Annotated in this window: 10 protein-coding genes and 1 pseudogene; 6 read left to right on the top strand and 5 right to left on the bottom strand. The window is 51.0% G+C overall.

Annotated features, from left to right (window positions below; genetic code table 11):
* Positions 1–242: 242 nt before the first annotated feature.
* Together hrpA and AC0IXI_RS12610 are read left to right on the top strand one after the other, a co-directional pair.
* A complete protein-coding gene (gene hrpA, locus AC0IXI_RS12615) occupies positions 243–4,142 on the top strand; it encodes an ATP-dependent RNA helicase HrpA (RefSeq protein ID WP_471682529.1) in 3,900 nt (1,299 codons plus the stop codon).
* Between the two features lie 63 nt (positions 4,143–4,205).
* Positions 4,206–4,970 (top strand): SDR family oxidoreductase, encoded by a 765-nt coding sequence (locus AC0IXI_RS12610; RefSeq protein WP_064518759.1) that lies wholly within the window; start codon positions 4,206–4,208, stop codon positions 4,968–4,970.
* Between the two features lie 63 nt (positions 4,971–5,033).
* Here the strand turns inward: AC0IXI_RS12610 and pepT are convergent, their stop codons facing one another.
* Positions 5,034–6,263 carry a peptidase T gene (gene pepT / locus AC0IXI_RS12605; protein WP_471682528.1) on the bottom strand — a complete coding sequence of 410 codons (1,230 nt, stop codon included), beginning with the start codon at positions 6,261–6,263 and terminating at the stop codon, positions 5,034–5,036.
* Between the two features lie 114 nt (positions 6,264–6,377).
* Between pepT and AC0IXI_RS12600 the strand changes: the two genes are divergently transcribed.
* Positions 6,378–7,982: an ABC transporter substrate-binding protein gene (locus AC0IXI_RS12600; protein ID WP_471682527.1), complete on the top strand. Its 1,605-nt coding sequence runs from the start codon at positions 6,378–6,380 to the stop codon at positions 7,980–7,982.
* Between the two features lie 38 nt (positions 7,983–8,020).
* Here the strand turns inward: AC0IXI_RS12600 and AC0IXI_RS12595 are convergent, their stop codons facing one another.
* The gene (locus tag AC0IXI_RS12595; RefSeq protein WP_471682526.1) at positions 8,021–10,447 is read right to left on the bottom strand and encodes a glucose/quinate/shikimate family membrane-bound PQQ-dependent dehydrogenase; all 2,427 of its coding nucleotides are present in this window, start codon (positions 10,445–10,447) and stop codon (positions 8,021–8,023) included.
* Between the two features lie 268 nt (positions 10,448–10,715).
* A complete protein-coding gene (locus AC0IXI_RS12590) occupies positions 10,716–13,013 on the bottom strand; it encodes an FdhF/YdeP family oxidoreductase (RefSeq protein WP_134182729.1) in 2,298 nt (765 codons plus the stop codon).
* A 247-nt stretch (positions 13,014–13,260) separates the two neighbouring features.
* On the opposite strand from AC0IXI_RS12590, the gene AC0IXI_RS12585 reads away from it, so the two are divergent.
* Entirely contained in the window at positions 13,261–14,952 is a 1,692-nt protein-coding gene (locus AC0IXI_RS12585) for a methyl-accepting chemotaxis protein (protein ID WP_471682525.1), read from the top strand.
* Between the two features lie 154 nt (positions 14,953–15,106).
* Here AC0IXI_RS12585 and AC0IXI_RS12580 read toward each other — a convergent pair whose 3' ends face one another.
* The gene (locus AC0IXI_RS12580) at positions 15,107–16,837 is read right to left on the bottom strand and encodes an ABC-F family ATP-binding cassette domain-containing protein (RefSeq protein WP_471682524.1); all 1,731 of its coding nucleotides are present in this window, start codon (positions 16,835–16,837) and stop codon (positions 15,107–15,109) included.
* A gap of 395 nt (positions 16,838–17,232) precedes the next feature.
* Between AC0IXI_RS12580 and AC0IXI_RS12575 the strand changes: the two genes are divergently transcribed.
* Together AC0IXI_RS12575 and AC0IXI_RS12570 are read left to right on the top strand one after the other, a co-directional pair.
* The gene (locus AC0IXI_RS12575; protein ID WP_471682523.1) at positions 17,233–18,489 is read left to right on the top strand and encodes a putative acyl-CoA thioester hydrolase; all 1,257 of its coding nucleotides are present in this window, start codon (positions 17,233–17,235) and stop codon (positions 18,487–18,489) included.
* Between the two features lie 32 nt (positions 18,490–18,521).
* Positions 18,522–18,674, top strand: a pseudogene (locus AC0IXI_RS12570) (helix-turn-helix domain-containing protein); the annotation flags it as partial.
* Positions 18,675–18,702: 28 nt separating this feature from the next.
* Here AC0IXI_RS12570 and AC0IXI_RS12565 read toward each other — a convergent pair.
* Positions 18,703–20,169 (bottom strand): aldehyde dehydrogenase, encoded by a 1,467-nt coding sequence (locus AC0IXI_RS12565; RefSeq protein WP_471682522.1) that lies wholly within the window; start codon positions 20,167–20,169, stop codon positions 18,703–18,705.
* Between the last annotated feature and the right edge of the window lie 48 nt (positions 20,170–20,217).

Genomic DNA, 20,217 nt, shown 5'->3' with positions numbered 1-20,217 from the left:
TCAATGTTCGATTTTATTGAACAAGGCGTTGAAAGGTGTGATGTGCTAATCTAGCGCCAATTGACGATATACCCATCATATTTCAAGTTGTCTCTTTGTTGGCTGCACTCGCTCACCCGAATCACTTACTTATGTAAGCTCATCGGGACTCGTTCTTTTGCCGCCGCGATGCAACTCGAACTATTTAGGGTATACATAAATATCTGGATTATCTGGCAGAGCGCTGCCATGACGACTACGCAATGGAAAACATAAAACCCTCACTGTCCTCATTATTCTCTCGCCTCGATGGCTTAATGCTACGCGACAGACAACGCTTCTCGCGCCGTTTACATGGTGCGAAGAAGGTGAAAAATCCTGAATCGCAGCAAGCTGTGCTTGATTCACTGGCGCAAGAGATTGACTCCGCCGCCGGTAAGGTTCTGCTGCGTGAAGCTTCGCGCCCAAAAATCACCTACCCAGAAAACCTGCCTGTAAGCCAGAAAAAACAGGACATTTTCGACGCTATCCGTGACCACCAGGTTGTTATCGTGGCGGGTGAAACCGGTTCGGGTAAAACTACGCAGCTGCCAAAAATCTGCATGGAACTGGGGCGTGGCGTTAAAGGGCTGATCGGCCATACGCAGCCTCGCCGCCTTGCAGCGCGAACTGTTGCCAACCGTATTGCCGAAGAGTTGCAAACAGAGCCGGGCGGCTGTGTTGGTTATAAGGTGCGTTTTACTGACCACGTCAGTGAAAACACCATGGTCAAACTGATGACCGACGGCATTCTCCTGGCGGAAATTCAGCAAGATCGCCTGCTGATGCAGTACGACACCATCATCATCGATGAAGCGCACGAACGTAGTCTGAACATCGATTTCCTGCTGGGTTATTTGCGTGAGTTATTACCGCGTCGCCCGGATCTGAAAATCATTATTACGTCTGCGACCATCGACCCGCAGCGCTTCTCGCGCCATTTCAATAACGCGCCAATCATCGAAGTGTCTGGCCGTACTTATCCGGTGGAAGTGCGTTATCGCCCGATAGTTGAAGATGCTGACGATACCGATCGCGACCAGTTGCAGGCTATTTTCGACGCGGTTGATGAACTCGGCCACGAAAGTGCCGGAGATATTCTGATTTTCATGAGCGGCGAGCGCGAAATTCGTGACACCGCTGATGCATTAAACAAGCTGAATTTGCCGCACACCGAAGTGCTGCCGTTGTATGCACGTTTGTCGAACAGTGAGCAAAACCGCGTGTTCCAGTCGCACGTCGGGCGGCGTATTGTGCTGGCGACCAACGTTGCGGAAACCTCGCTGACGGTGCCTGGCATTAAATACGTTATCGACCCGGGTACCGCGCGTATCAGTCGTTACAGCTACCGTACCAAAGTGCAGCGCTTGCCAATTGAGCCGGTTTCGCAAGCTTCGGCCAACCAGCGTAAAGGCCGCTGTGGACGTGTTTCTGACGGGATCTGTATTCGTCTGTATTCGGAAGATGATTTCCTGTCGCGCCCGGAATTTACCGACCCGGAAATTCTGCGTACTAACCTGGCGTCCGTTATCTTGCAGATGACATCGCTTGGGCTGGGTGACATCGCCGCATTCCCGTTCGTCGAAGCGCCGGACAAACGCAATATTCAGGACGGCGTGCGCCTGCTTGAAGAACTTGGCGCGATTACCAGCGAAGCCGATCTCAGCGTCTACAAGTTGACGCCTTCTGGCCGTCAGCTTGCACAACTGCCCGTCGACCCGCGTCTTGCGCGTATGGTGCTGGAAGCGCAGAAATTTGGCTGTGTGCGTGAAGTGATGATCATCACCGCTGGCCTGTCGATTCAGGACCCGCGTGAACGCCCGATGGACAAACAGCAGGCGTCGGATGAAAAACACCGCCGCTTCCAGGACAAAGAGTCTGATTTCCTTAGCTTTGTGAACCTGTGGAATTATCTTGGCGAGCAGCAAAAAGAGCTGTCGTCGAACCAGTTCCGTCGCCAGTGCAAACTCGATTATCTGAACTACCTGCGTGTGCGTGAATGGCAGGATATTTACACCCAATTGCGCCAGGTGGTGAAAGAGCTGGGCTTGCCGATTAACAGCGAACCTGCGGATTTCCGTTCCGTTCACTGTGCCTTGCTGACCGGTTTGCTTTCCCATATCGGCCAGAAAGATGCCGATAAACAGGAATACACCGGGGCGCGTAACGCCCGTTTCTCTATCTTCCCTGGCTCCGGTTTATTCAAGAAACCGCCAAAATGGACAATGGTCGCCGAACTAGTAGAAACCAGCCGCCTATGGGGGCGCATCGCCGCCCGCATCGACCCGGAATGGGTAGAGCCGCTGGCGCAACATTTATTAAAACGTTCATACAGCGAACCGCACTGGGAGAAATCGCAGGGCGCGGTGATGGCAACCGAAAAAGTCACACTCTACGGTTTGCCAATTGTTGCGGCGCGCAGCGTCAATTACAGCCAGATTGACCCGGCACTGTGTCGCGAGCTGTTTATTCGCCATGCGCTGGTGGAAGGTGACTGGCAGACGCGCCACGCGTTCTTCCGCGACAATCTTAAGCTGCGCAATGAAATTGAAGAGCTTGAGCATAAATCCCGTCGCCGCGACATTCTGGTCGACGACGACACGATGTTTGAGTTTTACGATCAACGCATTTCGCATGACGTCATTTCTGCACGTCATTTCGATAACTGGTGGAAACAGGCCAGCAAAGAAACGCCGGATCTGCTCAATTTCGAAAAGAGCATGTTGATCAAAGAGGGTGCAGAGCAAGTCAGCAAGCTCGACTATCCGAACTTCTGGCATCAGGGCAATCTCAAACTACGCCTGACATACCAGTTTGAACCAGGTGCTGACGCCGATGGTGTGACGGTGCATATCCCGCTGCCGTTGTTAAACCAGGTCGAAGAGGCCGGTTTTGAGTGGCAAATTCCAGGTGTGCGCCGTGAACTGGTGATTGCGCTGATTAAATCGCTGCCAAAACCGATACGCCGCAATTTTGTGCCGGCGCCGAACTACGCCGAAGCCTTTTTAGGCCGCGCCACACCGCTGGAATTGCCGCTGCTGGAAAGTTTAGAGCGTGAATTCCGCCGCATGTCGGGCATTACTATCGACCGCGAAGACTGGCATTGGGATCAGGTGCCCGATCACCTGAAAATGACGTTCCGCATCGTCGATGAGCACAATAAAAAGCTCAAAGAGGGTAAAGACCTCACCGAGTTAAAAGGCGGCCTGAAAGATAAAGTCCAGCAAACGCTCTCGGCGGTTGCCGATGACGGTATTGAACAAAGCGGCCTGCATATCTGGAGCTTTGGTAAGCTTCCGGAAAGCTACGAGCAGAAACGCGGCAATTACCGCATGAAGGCATTCCCGGCGCTGGTGGATGAAAAAGAGAGCGTAGCAATCAAGTTGTTTGATAACCCGCTTGAACAGCAGCAGGCGATGTGGCGTGGTTTGCGCCGCTTACTGCTGCTGAACATTCCCTCGCCGATCAAATATCTGCATGAAAAACTGCCGAACAAAGCCAAACTCGGCCTGTACTTCAACCCGTACGGCAAAGTCATGGATTTGATCGATGACTGCATTTCTTGTGGTGTGGACAAGCTGATTGCGAAAGCAGGCGGCCCGGTCTGGAGCGAAGAGGGCTTTGCGGCTTTGCATGAGCAAGTGCGTGCAGAACTCAACGAAACCGTGGTGGAAATTGCCAAACAGGTCGAAAAGATCCTGACGGCTGTTTTCAATATCAACAAGCGGCTGAAAGGGCGCGTGGATATGACCATGGCGCTGGGTCTGTCGGATGTGAAAGCGCAGATGAGCGGCCTGGTTTATCGCGGTTTTGTTACCGGAAACGGCTACAAACGCCTTGGTGATACGCTGCGTTATCTGAATGCTATTGAGAAGCGCCTCGAGAAAATGGCCGTCGATCCACACCGCGACCGTGTGCAAATGTTGAAAGTTGAGCATGTGCAGCAAACCTGGCAGCAGTGGCTGAATAAATTGCCGCCAGCACGCCGGGTTGACGAAGACGTGCAGGAGATCCGCTGGATGATTGAGGAGTTGCGCGTCAGCTTCTTTGCTCAACAGCTGGGTACGCCTTATCCGATTTCTGATAAGCGAATTTTGCAGGCGATGGATCAGATTACGGCGTAAGCCCAACTCCGCTTCTATACTCCATGAGCGGTCAAATTCTGACCGCTCCACTGGGGTCCTCTCATGAAACGATTAGCCGATAAAGTTGCCATTGTTACCGGAGCCAGTTCTGGCATCGGATATGTCACCGCCAAACTGTTCGCCGCTGAAGGTGCAAAAGTGGTCGTCGGTGCCAGACGTGAAGCCGAACTGGCTCAGCTGGTTGATGAAATCAAGGCTGCCGGTGGTGACGCCGTTGCAGTTAGCGGTGATGTGCGCGAAGAAGCGTACGCCAAAGCATTGGTAGCGAAAGCGGTGGAAACGTGGGGGCGACTCGATATTGCCTTCAACAATGCGGGGACGTTAGGTGAAAATGGCCCGAGCACTGAAGTCTCAGCGGAAGGGTTTGCCAATGCGGTTGCCATCAATCTGACCGGATCTTTCCTCGGAGCTAAACATCAAATTGCCGAAATGCTCAAACACGGCGGTGGCTCAGTGATCTTTACGTCTACGTTCGTCGGCTACTCCTTCGCATTCCCACAAGTGGCCTCTTATGCTGCCAGCAAAGCCGGATTAATTGGCCTGACTCAGGCATTAGCTTCAGAATATGGCCCGCAAAATATTCGCGTTAATTCAGTTTTACCGGGCGCGGTGGATACCGATATGTATCGCGATATGAATGATACGGCGGAATCGCAGGCATTCATTACCGGGTTGCACGCGCTCAAACGGGTAGGGAAACCAGAAGAAATAGCGCGAGCGGTATTATGGCTCGCGTCTGATGAATCTTCGTTTGTGACGGGCACCGCGTCCTTAGTGGACGGAGGGGCATCGATTAACGGCGTATAGCCATTATTCTTTTCGTAAGGTGGATGAATGCGGATTCATCCACCGTGTTGCCAAAGATCAGACTTATTTAGCCGCTAACAAACACAACTTCAGCGCCACGTTATAAGAAGCTTCAAATGCGCGTAGTGGTAAAAACTCGAATTTAGAATGGAAATTATGCGCGCCGGTAAAGAAGTTTGGCGTTAATAATCCTTTTGCAGAAAGGGCAGCGCCGTCGGTGCCGCCACGCATTGGAATGATCTTAGGTTCGATATTCAACTCTTCCATGGCGTCAAAAATTAAATCAATTGCCCGACGGTCGTCTTTGATGGCATTACTGATATTGCTGTAGGTATCGCTGATTGATACATCTACTTTTGCGGTTGGATGTTGCGCGGCAATTTTTTCGGCTACATCGCGTAATTGCTGTTTACGCGCTTCAAAATTCTGAGTATCAAAATCACGAATATTGGCTTTCAGTATGGCGTCATTTTGCGTGGTGTTCATGCCGTTAAACCAAATATATCCTTCGCGGCCTTCGGTATTTTCCGGCGTTTGTTGGCGGTCAAAATGGCTGATGAAATCATGCGCCATTAATAGCGGGTTCACCAGGACGCCTTTTGCAGACATCGGATGCGCGGTCACACCTGTAAAACGAATTTCAGCATGCGCGGCATTAAAGTTTTCATATACCACTTCACCTAATTCGCAACAGTCGATAGTCCAGGCAAAATCAACGTCAAAACGGGCCAGATCTAAGGCTTTTGCGCCACACAGACCAATTTCTTCATCAGGTACAAAGGCGACGACAATATCACCGTGCTTCATCTCAGGCGTCAGGTTTTCCAGTAGCGTCATCACCACGGTTACGGCAGATTTATTATCTGCGCCGAGCACACTGGTGCCATCGCTAAAAATGATCTCTTCGTTTGGATAGGCCAAAATTTCCGGGTGTTCAGCGGTGCGCAACCAGATATCTTGTTGTGGGTTAAGGCAAAGATCCTCGCCGTTAAAGCGCAGCACTTGCGGGTGAATATCCGGCGACAGCCCGACATCGACGGTGTCGATGTGTGTGATAAACCCAACGCGTGGCGCGCCGTCAATCGTGCCTTTTTTGACCGCAGTAACAGTGGCATGTTCGTCGATAACCACATCGTCAAGACCGAGTTCGCGGAGTTCACTTGCCAGCAATTGTGCCATTTCATGTTGACCTGGAGTGCTTGGTAGGGTGTTGGCACCAGCCTGGCTTTGGCTGGTGATCGCCAGATAACGGAAGAAACGTTGCGTTAATTGTTCTGAGAGTTGTGATGCCATGACTTCCTCTTTACTGGATATATTCATTTGTTTGAAATCGACTTTTAATGTTATTTATTAAGTCGCTTTGTACAAGCACTATTCAGGGTGAAAATTATAAATAATAGGGCAGGCATGAAAACTTCCATCACAACAACAACCACAAAACTTGCATTGATAATAGCCGCGCTGACAGTCAGTTCTACTGTTGCAGCTAAAACACTAGTTTATTGCTCCGAAGGCTCACCGGAAAACTTTAACCCGCAGTTATATACATCGGGAACCAGTGTTGATGCGAGCGCCGTACCGGTTTATAACCGCTTAGTGGATTTTAAAGTAGGCACTACCGAGTTACAGCCAAGCCTCGCAGAAAGCTGGGATGTTAGCGAAGATGGCAAAGTTTATACCTTCCATCTGCGCAAAGGGGTGAAATTCCAGAGCAATAAATACTTTAAACCAAGCCGTGATTTTAACGCTGACGATGTCATTTTTTCGTTTATGCGCCAGAAAGATCCAAAACATCCTTATCACAACGTTTCTAACGGAAACTATTCCAATTTTGAAAGTCTCGAATTTGGCAAATTAATTACCTCGATTGATAAAGTTGACGATAATACCGTTCGCTTCACGCTGACTCACCCAGAAGCACCATTTATTGCTGACCTTGGCTGGTATTTCGCCTCGATACTTTCCGCCGAGTACGCTGATTCGATGCTAAAAGCAGGTACTCCAGAGCGTGTGGATATGGACCCTATCGGCACCGGGCCTTTCCGCCTGGCGCAGTACCAAAAAGACTCACGTATTCTGTTCACCGCATTCCCTGAATACTGGCAGGGAAAGGCAAAAATAGACAAGCTGGTATTTTCCATTACCCCGGACGCCTCAGTGCGTCTAGCAAAGCTTGAGAAAAATGAGTGCCAGGTGATGCCATTCCCAAATCCAGCCGATTTGCCGCGCATGAAGGAAAATGCTGACATCAACCTGATGCAAAAAGCGGGGTTGAATACTGGTTTCCTCGCATTCAATACCCAAAAAGCACCAACGGATAATGTGAAAGTGCGCCAGGCGCTGGCAATGGCTATTAACAAGCCGGCGATTATTGACGCGGTATTCCGTGGCACCGGAACGGCTGCAAAAAATCTGCTGCCACCAGGTGTGTGGAGTTCTGATGATTCGCTCAAAGATTACGAATACGACCCGGAAAAAGCCAAAGCGTTACTCACAGAGGCGGGCTTTGCTAATGGCCTGACCATCGATCTGTGGGCAATGCCGGTACAGCGCCCGTATAACCCTAACGCTAAACGTATGGCGGAGATGATTCAGGCTGACTGGGCGAAAATTGGCGTCACGGCAAAAGTTGTCACCTTTGAGTGGGGCGAGTATTTAAAACGTGTGAAAAGTGGCGAGCACCAGGCGGCGCTGATGGGGTGGACCACGGCCACAGGGGATCCGGACAATTTCTTCGGCCCACTGTTTACTTGTCGTTCAGCGGATGGCGGTTCCAACTCGGCAAAATGGTGTTATAAGCCGTTTGATAAGTTGATTCTTGAAGCCCGTACTTCAAGCGATCACGAAAAACGCGTCGCACTTTATAAAGAAGCACAGCAGATGATGCATGATCAAATGCCTGCGGTGATGATTGCGCACTCGACGATTTTCGAACCGGTGCGCAAAGAAGTGACCGGCTATGAAGTCGACCCATTTGGTAAGCACATTTTCTATCAGGTGGATGTGAAGTAACTGAAAACGGGTGCGATAAGCACCCGTTGTTTTATGGTTTATTTCGCGTCTGGCAACGCGTAAGCAATGATGTAATCACCACGGTCAGGAGACTGACGTGCACCGCCTGCGTTAATCACAATATATTGTTTACCGGTTTTTGGTGACACATAGGTCATCGGCCCTGATTGGCTACCAACAGGCAGACGGGATTTCCAAATTTCCTTGCCGTTTGCAGTATCAAACGCACGCAGATAGAAATCCTGCGTACCTGCGAAGAACAACAGGCCCGACTGAGTCGACAGCGATGCACCCAGCGTCGGCATCCCGATTGGAATCGGTAAATGCATACGAATCCCGAGTGGCCCGGTGTCTTGTACCGTACCCACCGGAACCTGCCAGACGACTTTCCCGGATTTCAGATCAACTGCCGACATGGTGCCAAACGGTGGTTTCTGGCATGGAATACCCAGTGGAGAGAGGAAACGCTCACGCATTGCGCCGAACGGTGTGCCGTCCATTGGAACGATACCCATCTCGATACCGCTGGCGTTTTTCGCCACGTTGGCGCGTGGAACCATATAGTTCGCCAGCCCCAGACGCATATCGTTGACGAACATCAGGCTGTTATTTGGGTCAACAGAAACGCTGCCCCAGTTCATCCCACCCAGCGAACCTGGATATTGCAAGGAGCGGTCAAGGCCCGGTGGCGTGTAAACCCCTTCGTGGCGCATCCCTTTAAACTCGATACGACAAATCAGCAGATCGATTGGTGTCGCACCCCACATATCCGATTCTGTCAGGGTTTCGTTGCCAATCATTGGCATCCCGACTGAATACGGCTGGGTTTTTGAATAGCGTTCGCCTTCAATATTGCCCTGCGGAACCGGACGTTCTTCGACTTTCGCAACCGGATCACCGGTTTCGCGGTTGAGCATGAAAATCATGCCCTGTTTGGAGGTCTGAACAATCACTGGCGTAGTGCTGCCTTTACCGTCTGGTAAATCATAAAGCAGTGGCTGTGAGGGTAAATCGAAGTCCCACAAATCGTGGTGGGTAGTCTGGAAATGCCAGCGCACTTTGCCCGTTGTTGCTTCAACTGCAACAATAGATGAGCTGTATTTATCGTCCTGTGCAGTACGCGTACCGCCAAAGAAGTCAGGCGTGGCGTTACCGGTTGGCAGATAAATCAGCCCCAGTTTTGCGTCATAAGACATGGCTGACCATACGTTTGGCGTGCCACGTGTGTAGGTCTGTCCTTCTGGCGGTAAACCGGTAATTGCCGGGTTACCCGGATCCCATGCCCACGCCAGTTTACCGGTGTGAACGTCATAAGCGCGTACCACACCCGGAGGCTCACCGGTGGAGAAGTTATCTGCCACACGGCCACCAACTACCACCACGTTACCTGCAACAAGAGGTGTAGAGGTTTGCTGGTAATAGCCCGGTTTAACTTCACCCATGCCAGCTTTCAGGTCGACCGTACCGTGGTCGCCAAAGTCTTCGCACAGCTTGCCGTTGTCAGCGTTGATCGCAATTAAGCGCGCATCGGTAGTAGGCAGGAACAGACGGCGAGGGCAAGCTGCGGGCTGCGCTGGTTCGGCAAGAGTAGCGGCAGCTTGTTGAGTCGTTTCTTCGAAATAGCCTAAACCACGGCAGCGCTGCCAGTTTGGTGCAGTGGCTTTGCTGTCATAGCGCCATTTTTCTTTACCTGAGTCGACATCCAGCGCCAGAACCTTGCTGTACGGTGTGCAGACAAAAAGTGTGTCGCCAACCTGTAACGGTGTGTTCTGGTCTTCAGCGCCTGAGCCGTTACTTTGGGGTATATCACCCGTGTGCGCAGTCCAGGCTACTTGCAACTCCGAGACATTACCCTTGTTGATTTGATCAAGAGCGGCAAAACGATCGCCATGGGTTGTGTTACCCCAATGCTTCCAGTCTTTTTGTACTTCATCAGGTGCGACGGGTTTTACCGGGACGTCTTCATTGGCGGCAACCTGCACCTGCGGCACAAACATCCAGCCTGCGCTTACCAACATACAAACCGCGAGCAAAGCGGCAATGCCATAGGCCGGCCCTTTTTTTACCGGAACCGTGCTTTTGGCTGTGCGTAAAATGGGCCACGCAATGGCAGCCAGGAAGGCGAGCACCGCAAAGGTAAACAGGCGCGAGAACAGCGGCCAGAAGTCCCAGCCGGCATCGCTAATCGCCCAAAATATTGAGCAGACGAATGCCAGGCTATAGAGCACCAGCCCGGTGATTTTCTTCTTGATAATCAAAATGGCGGAAACGAGCATCACAATGCCCATCAGCAAGAAATACCAGCTGCCGCCAAGGGCAACTAAATAAGCCCCGCCAATACCGATCGCGAGGCCAATAAGTGCCATTAACCCGCCAAGAACCCACAGCAGCCCAAGAGCCAGGCCGCGCGGGGAGTAAGATTTGCCATAACATTCTCCTGTTGAAGCGTGTTCCTTCAGCTTCATATGCAACAACGTCTCCTTGTTGCAGGAGATCGTCTGATTTGTACCTTTTGGTATAAACAAAAACGCATATGGTGACTGTGCTTAGCGTTAACTCGAAAGCAATCTATGCACAATGAACCAAATGGTTAATGCTGGGGTATCATAATCTTCCGTTATGGTATTGCAAAGTTGTTAATGGAAAATCTCGCATTTATTGCGAGTTGGTAGCGTATTGGGTTGAGAGGTCGGGTGGCGTGGGCTACCCGACAAATGCACAGGAACTGGAGGTTTAAGCTATACGCAGGCTTTCAACAGGAGCAGTACGGCAAATTTTTACCGGTACTGATTTCGACGTTGGTGTCCCGGTGCCGTCGCCGACGCTGCTCAGAGGAACCAATGGGTTCGTTTCAGGGTAATAGGCTGCCAGATTGCCGCGTGGGATGTTGTAAGGCACGATTTTAAAACCGCTGACTTTGCGCGAGATGCCATCGTTCCATATCGTTTCGATATCTACCAGGTCACCCTCGTGCAACTCAAGTGCCGCAAGATCTTCCGGGTTAATAAACAGGACTTCACGCTGGCCGTAAACACCGCGATAACGGTCGTCCAACCCATAAATTGTGGTGTTATATTGATCGTGCGAACGTAAAGTTTGCAGCGCAAACGGGGCTTTTAAATCACCAAATAATGATTCTGGAAGAGGGGCCGCGCTGAATTCTGCTCTCCCCGTTGGGGTATTAAAACGTAATTCCGCCGCTGCGTTACCAAGGTAGAAACCACCTGGTTTTTCACATTGTTGGTTAAAATCTTTAAAGCCTGGAAGGGTGGCCGCAATATGGTCGCGAATCAGATTGTAATCCGCTGATAATGCCAGCCAGTCGAGCTTTTCTTGCCCCAGAACCGTGTTAGCAATCCCGCAAACAATGGCGGTTTCTGAACGCTGTGTTGCAGCAATCGGTTTCCCGATACCTTCAGATGCGTGCACCATGCTGAATGAGTCTTCAACGGTGATGAACTGCCGCCCACTGGCCTGCATATCTTCTTCAGTACGCCCAAGCGTTGGCAAAATTAGTGACTCTTTGCCGGGTACGACATGGCTGCGGTTAAGTTTGGTGCTGATATGTACCGTCAGGCCGCAACGTTGCAGAGCTTCCTCGGTGCGAGGGCTATCTGGTGCGGCTGCTGCAAGATTGCCACCAAGTGTAATCAAGACTTTGACTTCATCACGTAGCATTGCCGCAATAGCTTCAACGGTGTTATGGCCTTGCGCGCGCGGAGGTTCAAAACCGAAATGTGCGGCAAGACTATCAAGTAATGCAGCCGATGGTTTTTCATCAATGCCCATCGTGCGGTTGCCCTGCACATTACTGTGACCGCGCACTGGGCACAGGCCCGCACCAGGTTTTCCGAGATGGCCACCCAGAAGTTGCAGATTAACGATTTCACGTACGGTGTTCAGGGAGTGTTTGTGCTGGGTAATGCCCATTGCCCAGGTGCAAATTACACGTTCGGCCTGCTGCCAGATAGTCGCGGCATCACGTAGTTGCTGTTCGCTCAATCCAGATTGATGGGTAATATGCTCCCAGGATGTGTTGTCGATTTCAGCAAACCATGCGTCCACGCCATGAGTGTGTTCAGCAATAAAGGTTTCATCGAAAATACCCGTGCCACCGTTCTCAAGTTTCTGACGATGGGTTTCCAGCAGCGCTTTTGCCATACCGCGAATCGCTGCCATATCACCGCCCAGATTCGGCTGGTAATAGTAGCTACTGATTTTACCGGCCAGTGGTGTCACTACTTCTAACGGCTTTTGCGGATCGGCAAAACGTTCAAGACCGCGTTCACGCAGGGTATTGAAGGTCACAATTTGTGCGCCATTTTCAGCAGCGTGACGCAAGCTATGCAACATACGTGGGTGGTTAGTACCGGGGTTTTGGCCAAACACAAAAATGGCGTTGGCCTTATCAAAATCATCTAAATGAATGGTGCCTTTGCCGACGCCAATGCTGCGTTTAAGCCCGCTGCCGCTGGCTTCATGGCACATGTTCGAGCAGTCTGGGAAATTATTGGTTCCCATCATGCGACCGAATAGCTGGTACAGATAAGACGCTTCGTTACTGGCGCGTCCTGAGGTGTACAGTTCCATCTGGTCGGGATTATCCAGTGCTTTAATATGCCGACCGATAAGCGCCAGTGCGTCATCCCAGCTAATTGCTTCGTAATGGTCAGTCTGCGGGTTGTAACGCAACGGCTCAGTCAATCGTCCTTGATACTCAAGGAAATAATCGCTCTGCTGATACAGATTGCTGACACTGTGTTTAGCAAAAAACTCGTTATCGATAAAACGGCGAGTTGCTTCCCATGTCACTGCTTTCGCACCATTTTCGCAGAAGCTAAAAGTACTTTTATTGTCATCGCCCCATGCACAGCCTGGGCAGTCAAACCCTTTGGCTTTGTTCATGCGCATCAGGTTGCGCAGGTTTTTTATGGCATGTTTGCTGTCGATAACAAAGCGGGTAGTTGCTTCAAGAGAGCCCCAGCCACCGGCTGCAGCGCGATAGGGTTTGATTGCAGATTTAAATTTCATAACGCTTAATTGTTGTCCTTTGAGCGACCGCACGCGGTTACGCCATTTACTGTTACAGTCAGTTTACTCCGGTTTAACCTGAATGTAAGCCTTACTAATTTCAGGGCTAAACTGTGATCTGTATAACTATTCATCGATGATTTGTTAACCCCTCCACAAAACGACAACTTTTTGTTCAATCTTTTGTATTTCATGGCCGATGACTCTTTTACAGAAACACCTTTTTACAAAAAGAGAAACCAAGGACATGGCAACTACAAAAATCTCCCCACAAGGGGCTGTTCGTTTCTGGCACAACATCCGATTAGTGCCGCTGTTTACCTCTATTCTGGTTGGAATTTTAGTGCTGTTCGCTTTATGCGTAGGGCTTGCGAGCTATTTTTTGATCCAGAGCGACAAAGCGCTACAGGACGTGACCAACGAAATCCAGGTGCGGATTGGGCTTTCGGAAAGCTCTACCAATTTGCGTAGCGCGCGACTGAATATCATTCATGCAGGGGCCGCTGGGCGTGTGGCCGACATGGATGATATGAAATTTAATATCGCTGAGGCAGAAAAGCTGATTAAACAAGCACAGGCCAGTTTCGATATTTATATGGATCGTGCCGACAAAGTGGAGGCGGGTGAAGCACTGGATAGTCAGTTGCGCGCACGCTTTGATGACTACCTGAATAAAGGTATGGCGCCGATGATGAAATATGCCAAAAACGGCATGTTTGAGGCCATCATCAATCATGAAAATGAAGAAGCCCGCAAGCTGGATGCCGACTACAACAAGGTGTTAGAGCAAGCGGCGAAGATTCGTACCGAGCGTGCAGTTGCACTTCATGAGCAAGCCCAGGCCCGCTCACATTTAAGTGTGATGGTTATGGCATGCGCATTTGCAATCGCGCTGCTTCTGACGATATTTACCTTTGTCGTGTTACGCCGCGTGGTTATTCAACCTCTGCAACAGGCAGCAACGCGCATCGAACATATCTCCAAAGGTGATTTAACCCAGCCATTGCAATCTTTCGGCAAGAGTGAAATCGGCAAACTGAATCAGAACTTGCAGGATATGCAGGTTTCATTGGTGAATACGGTTGGCGAAGTGCGTATGGGGGCCGAGGCGATTTATCAGGGCACCAGCGAGATCTCTGCCGGTAATACCGATTTGTCGGCGCGTACTGAACAACAAGTAGCGGCACTTGAAGAAACGGCGGCCAGTATGGAGCAGTTAACGGCCACGGTGAAACAGAATGCAGATAACGCCCATCACGCGACCAGGCTTGCCGAAGAAGCCTCCCACAAAGCCGGTGACGGTGGGCGCATTGTCTCAAGTGTTGTGAAAACCATGACCAATATCTCTACCAGTTCGAAGAAAATTTCCGAGATAACTGCGGTCATCAACAGCATTGCTTTCCAGACCAATATCCTGGCGCTCAATGCAGCGGTTGAAGCGGCTCGAGCCGGTGAACAAGGGCGCGGGTTTGCTGTGGTAGCAACTGAAGTACGCACCCTGGCACAGCGCAGTGCACAAGCTGCCAAAGAAATTGAGGGGCTTATTAGCGAATCGGTATCGCTCATTGATAGTGGCTCAAGCCAGGTCGCTCATGCAGGCGAAACTATGACGGATATTGTCGGCGCGGTGCGACGTGTCACCGATATCATGCAAGAAATTGCGGCGGCATCGGATGAGCAAAGCCGTGGTATTGAGCAGGTCGGAATCGCGATAAACGAGATGGATAATGTGACGCAGCAAAATGCTGCACTGGTTGAAGAAGCAACCGCTGCGGCGAATTCCCTCGAGGAGCAGGCGGCACGCCTGACTACCGCTGTAGGAACATTTCGTTTAAGCCGTCAGCCCAACGTTGTAAAAACTCAGCCTGAAAAGCCAAAATCTACCGCTAAGGCGGCTAAAACGGTTATAGACGAAGACGATAACTGGGCAACATTTTAGATGATGTGAATCGGTGGATGTCGCTTGCGCTAATCCACCCTACAAACCCTCAAAAAAGGCCGTTCGTAGGTCGAATTAGCGCAGCGACATCCGACACAACGATTGCACAGACCTCAATAGGCCGGATTAGCCCAACGCTGTCCGGCCCCAACCCTTACTCCATTTCCAGCCGCAGATTAAGCGCGGCAATCTCCATCCGCCATTGCTGCTGAAGCGCTGGTTTCTGATGACTTTGCTTGCGCGCTAAATCCTGCGCAAGCTTCTCCTCCAGCTCAACCAGGCGTTCCAACCAGCTTTCAGTTTCCGAATGAACCTGAACCGCCGTTGATGACTCGTCATTCTGTGACGTTGTCACAATGTCGGCATTGTCATTCGTCAGCTGCGCATACAGCCCCTCAAGTGAGTGCCACTCGCTGAGTTCGCCATTATCAATCAACCAGAAGCGGTTACAGCTTTTAGCGATTAATGTCCGGTCGTGTGTAACCAGCAACACGCCACCCTCGAAACTTTGCAGTGTTTCCGCCAGCGCCTCTTTGCCTTCCATATCCAGGTGGTTGGTTGGCTCATCAAGCAGTAGCAGCGAATAACGCGCAAGAGTCAGCCCAACAAACAGCAATCGTGATCGTTCGCCTCCGCTCAAAGTGCTCACCGTTTGCCCATGGCGTAACCAGGCAAATCCGGCGCTGATTAACGCCATTTTGCGTTCACGCTCGGATAACGGCGCAAAAGGTTCGAGTGCTTCGAGCAAGGTGTCACCGTCACGTAACTGATGAAGTGTCTGGTCGTAATAACCCATCTCTACGCGTGGATGCAGGCGGATTGAGGACTCATCTTGCGACTGCTGATAATGCTGCCACAGCAGGCGTAATAAAGATGATTTTCCGCAGCCGTTCTTGCCGATTATTGCCACCCGATCACCACTTTTCAGGCGCTGCATAGCCAGGTTAAACAGTGGAGGACAATCTGGTGCCGGACTCACCGACAGGTTTTCCATTTCCAACAGGCGATTAGCGGGTAATGCCTCGCCTTTGAGTATCAGTTGCCACAGGTTTGCAGCACTTAACTCGGTTTGGCTGTCCTTAAGTTTGTCGATGCGTTTTTCCATTTGCTTAGCTTTACGGGCAAGGTCTTCGTTGTCGTAGACTTTGCCCCAAATTGCCAGACGTTTCGCACTGGCCGCTATGCGGTCAATTTCCTTTTGCTCGGCCTGATGGCTGTGTGCATCGGTACGGTCACGCTCTTCAAGAGCTGCGCGGGCTGCAGAGCAGGGTAGCTGGAAGAAACTGAGTCCGTGGTCACGCAGGATCCATGTTCCGTTGGTGACGTTATCCAACAGATGTTGATCGTGAGAAACCAGCACAAAGCTGCCGTTCCAGTTACGTAAGAACTGCTCCAGCCACAGTAGCGTGGGTAAATCGAGGTGGTTGCTTGGTTCATCAAGCAACAAGAGGTCCGGCTCGGTGATCAACGCGCGCGCCAATAATAAACGTGTGTGTTGCCCGCCGCTTAACGTTCCGGCGGTGAGTTGCCATGCACTTTCATCAAAACCCATGCTGGCTAAGAGCGCCTGTGCTCGCCAGCCATCGGTATGTTGTTGTGCTTCACTCAGTCTCGCTATCACGGCTTCAAGTAAGGTGAGTGAATGTAAATCTTCAGGTAAATGCTGTTCGACACGCGCCAATAAGCAGTGATGCGCGCGCGTCACGCTGCCACTATTGGGTTCGATTGTGCCATCAAGCAATTTAAGAACGGTGCTTTTACCACAGCCGTTGTGGCCGATTAAGCCCAGGCGATCGCCTTTTTTAAGCGTAAAAGTGATGTCAGCCAGCAGAGGGCCGAAAGCGGTATCAAGGCTAAGGGATTGTGCGGTTAATAATGTGCTCATTGTTGCTTACTCAAGAGTTACAGGCGCGAAAACGCCTCGTCAAATATGGCTGACGATAACCCGGTAAGCCCGAGGGAAGGGATTGCAGTTGGTTGCTTCGCTCAAGCCGGATTATCGCAGTGCGATATCGATAACGCTTGAGCTATGACGATCACCAAAGGTATGTGAAATAAACAAAATTTCACGAAACAGCAGCATGGGTTCCTCCTTATATATTCAGTTGGTTGATGAATAAACAAATCCTGGCAGAAAACAGAAATAAATACCAGCTACCGATATTTCCCAGGGAGCAATTGCGAAAATGCCGCGCTCCTCATGTTTTTAAAATGATGTTTTATTTAAATTGGCCTTTGGTTTTTCAAATAAAACATTAATAAAAGACAGGGGCTTAACGTATGTCATTACCTCGCTACTCTGCTTTAGCTGTGCTTTGTATCCCTCTGGTACTGCAAGGATGCAGTTCACCAAACCTCACCTCTCACAAGGCACCAGGGAGCAGCACTCGCCCGGTTCTTAGCCAGAGCGAGGCGGCTCATTTTACGGAGCAAAACGTCTTCGCCCGTGGCGGAATAATTGCGATGGCGAAAAATGAGCCGTGGCAACCGGAGGCGTTGAATTTAAAAGATATTGATACGCCATGGGTTGTCGGCAAAGATGCGCCGTACCACACAGTGCAGCAGGCGGTGAATGCCGCATTAAAGGCTACGAAATCGAACCAGCGCGTTGTGATAAAAATCCTGCCAGGCGTCTATGAAGGCACGGTTTACATTCCGATGAATGCACCGCCAGTCACGCTGTTTGGCGCAGGTGAAAACCCGCAGCATGTAACGATTCAACTGGCGCTCGACTCAATGATTTCACCGGAAGTCTGGCGCAAAACCGTCAACCCGAGCGGGCAATATCAACCGGGTGATCCGGCCTGGGAGATGTACCAATCCTGTGCTAACAAAACCACGCCGGTGGTCGCCACCACGTGCGCAGCCGTTCTCTGGTCGCAAAATCATGGTTTCCAGTTGGCCAATCTGACGGTGGTTAATTCCATACTCGACACCGTGGATGGTAACGCGCACCAGGGCGTGGCCCTGCGAACCGATGGCGACAAAGTGCAGATTGAAAATGTACGTTTGATTGGCCGCCAGGATACTTTTTTTGTTAATACCAGCGATGAGAAAAACCGCTACGTAACAGACAGAGTCAGCCGCGTATTCATCAAAGACAGCTACATTGAAGGCGATGTGGATTACGTGTTTGGTCGTGCGAATGCAGTGTTTGATAACGTGCATTTCCATACTGTCTCATCGCGACAGTCGCAGGAAGCCTTTGTGTTGGCACCTAACACGTTGCCGGATAACCCTTACGGGTTCCTGGTGAAAAACAGCCGCTTTACCAGCGATGGCGGTTTCAAAAACGGCTACTTCGCAAAACTTGGACGGGCCTGGGATCAAGGGGCAAAAACGACCGGATATTTGCCGGGTAAAACCTCGAACAGTCAGGTGGTGGTGATGAACTCAACGATTGATAGCGGTTATGATTCTCTGTCGCCGTGGGGAAGTGCTGCCACGACCGCACGGCCATTTAACGGCAATAATGCCGCCGACAGAAATTTGAATGATGTAAATTTCAACCGCTTGTGGGAATTTAATAATCACTGAGCGTTTGGCACAAAATGAAATCATAAGGGCACAAAGAGGTGCGCATGTCGTATGCGCTGTCTCAGTTGCAAACCACCGCGCTGCCGATTGGCGAAATTGCCTCACGCAGCGGGTATCTTTCAAGTTCACGATTTACAGCCCGATTTCAGCAGCATTACGGCTGTTTGCCGAAAAACGTACGCTAGAATAGGTTAACGTACGTTTCTTACCGCATCAGAATGGTAACGGTCGTGGCTGGGTTTGCATGGTGATCCAGCGCAGTTCGGTAAACTCTCGTACCCCTGCCTGCCCACCAAAACGTCCGTAACCTGAGTCTTTCACACCGCCGAATGGCATCTGCGCTTCGTCGTGCACCGTTGGGCTATTGATGTGGCAGATTCCGCTTTGAATGCGGCTGGCAATATTCCATGCGCGAGCGGTATCGCGACTGAATACCGCAGCAGACAAGCCAAGATCGTTGTCATTGGCGATAGCCAGCGCTTCTTCATCACCTTTTGCACGAATAATCCCTTTTACCGGCCCGAAGGATTCTTCGTGGTAAATGCGCATTTCATTAGTGACAAAATCCAGCACTGTAGCGGGCATGAGGGTGGAATCCGCTTTGTCACCGGCAACCAGTTTTGCACCTTTTGCCAATGCGTCATCAATCAAATCATTGCAACGCGAAACCGTCTGTACATCGACAACTGAACCCAACACGGTTGGGCCAAGGCGTGGGTCGCTGCACGGCAAACTCGTCGCTTTAGCTGCAAATTTTGCTACAAATTCATCGGCTATCCGTTCGTCAACGATAATGCGCTCGGTTGACATGCAGATTTGCCCAGAGTTCGCGAAGGCTCCGAACGCCGCGCAGTTCACCGCCAAATCAACGTCAGCATCATGCAGAACCAGCAAAGGTGCTTTGCCACCCAGCTCTAAAACCACAGGTTTGAGATAACGAGCACAAGTTTGCGCGATAATCCTCCCGACGTGCGTTGAACCGGTGAAGTTCACTCGGCGCACTGCGGGATGAGCAATCATCGTCTCCACTACGGTTCCCGCATCTTGTGGCGCATTGGTGACAAAATTGACTACACCCGCCGGGAATCCGGCTTCATTGAGTGCATCAATAATCAAACCATGTGTTGCGGGGGAGATTTCAGAACCTTTCAGCACCACGCAGTTGCCGCAGGCAAGCGGGGTGGCGATGGCACGAACGCCAAGGATCACGGGCGCATTCCACGGTGCCATTCCCAGCACGACACCCGCAGGTTGGCGGATTGCCATTGCCAGATTTCCTGGCACATCTGATGGGATAACTTCACCATTAATTTGCGTGGTGAGAGCTGCGGCTTCACGCAGAATCCCGGCGCCTAAATGCACATTAAATTCAGCCCACTGAGCGGTAGCACCTGTCTCGGCCGCCATCGCGGCGACAAATGCAGCTTGTTTGGCTTCCAGCGCATCAGCGGCTTTGAAAAGCAAAGCCCGGCGCTGGTTTGGCGGAGTTTGTGACCAGGCGACAAATGCCAGGCTTGCGGCTTCGACTGCTGCGCGAGCGTCATTGAAGGTGGCAGCAGGCGCGATAGTCGCGACGTGTTCATCTAGCGGATTGCGGCGTTCAAAAGTTGCCTGGTTTTGTGCATCAACGGACAGTCCATTGATCAGCATCGAAATAGAGACAGGGGATGTTCGTGGCATATGACACCTCTTTTGTTATTTAAATGTTAAGGTGTCATCGAGTGTAGT

The organism is Buttiauxella sp. AC038 (genome assembly GCF_979253565.1).
The sequence above is the reverse complement of the archived record's forward strand: the minus strand, read 5'-3'. Positions and strand labels throughout refer to the sequence as shown.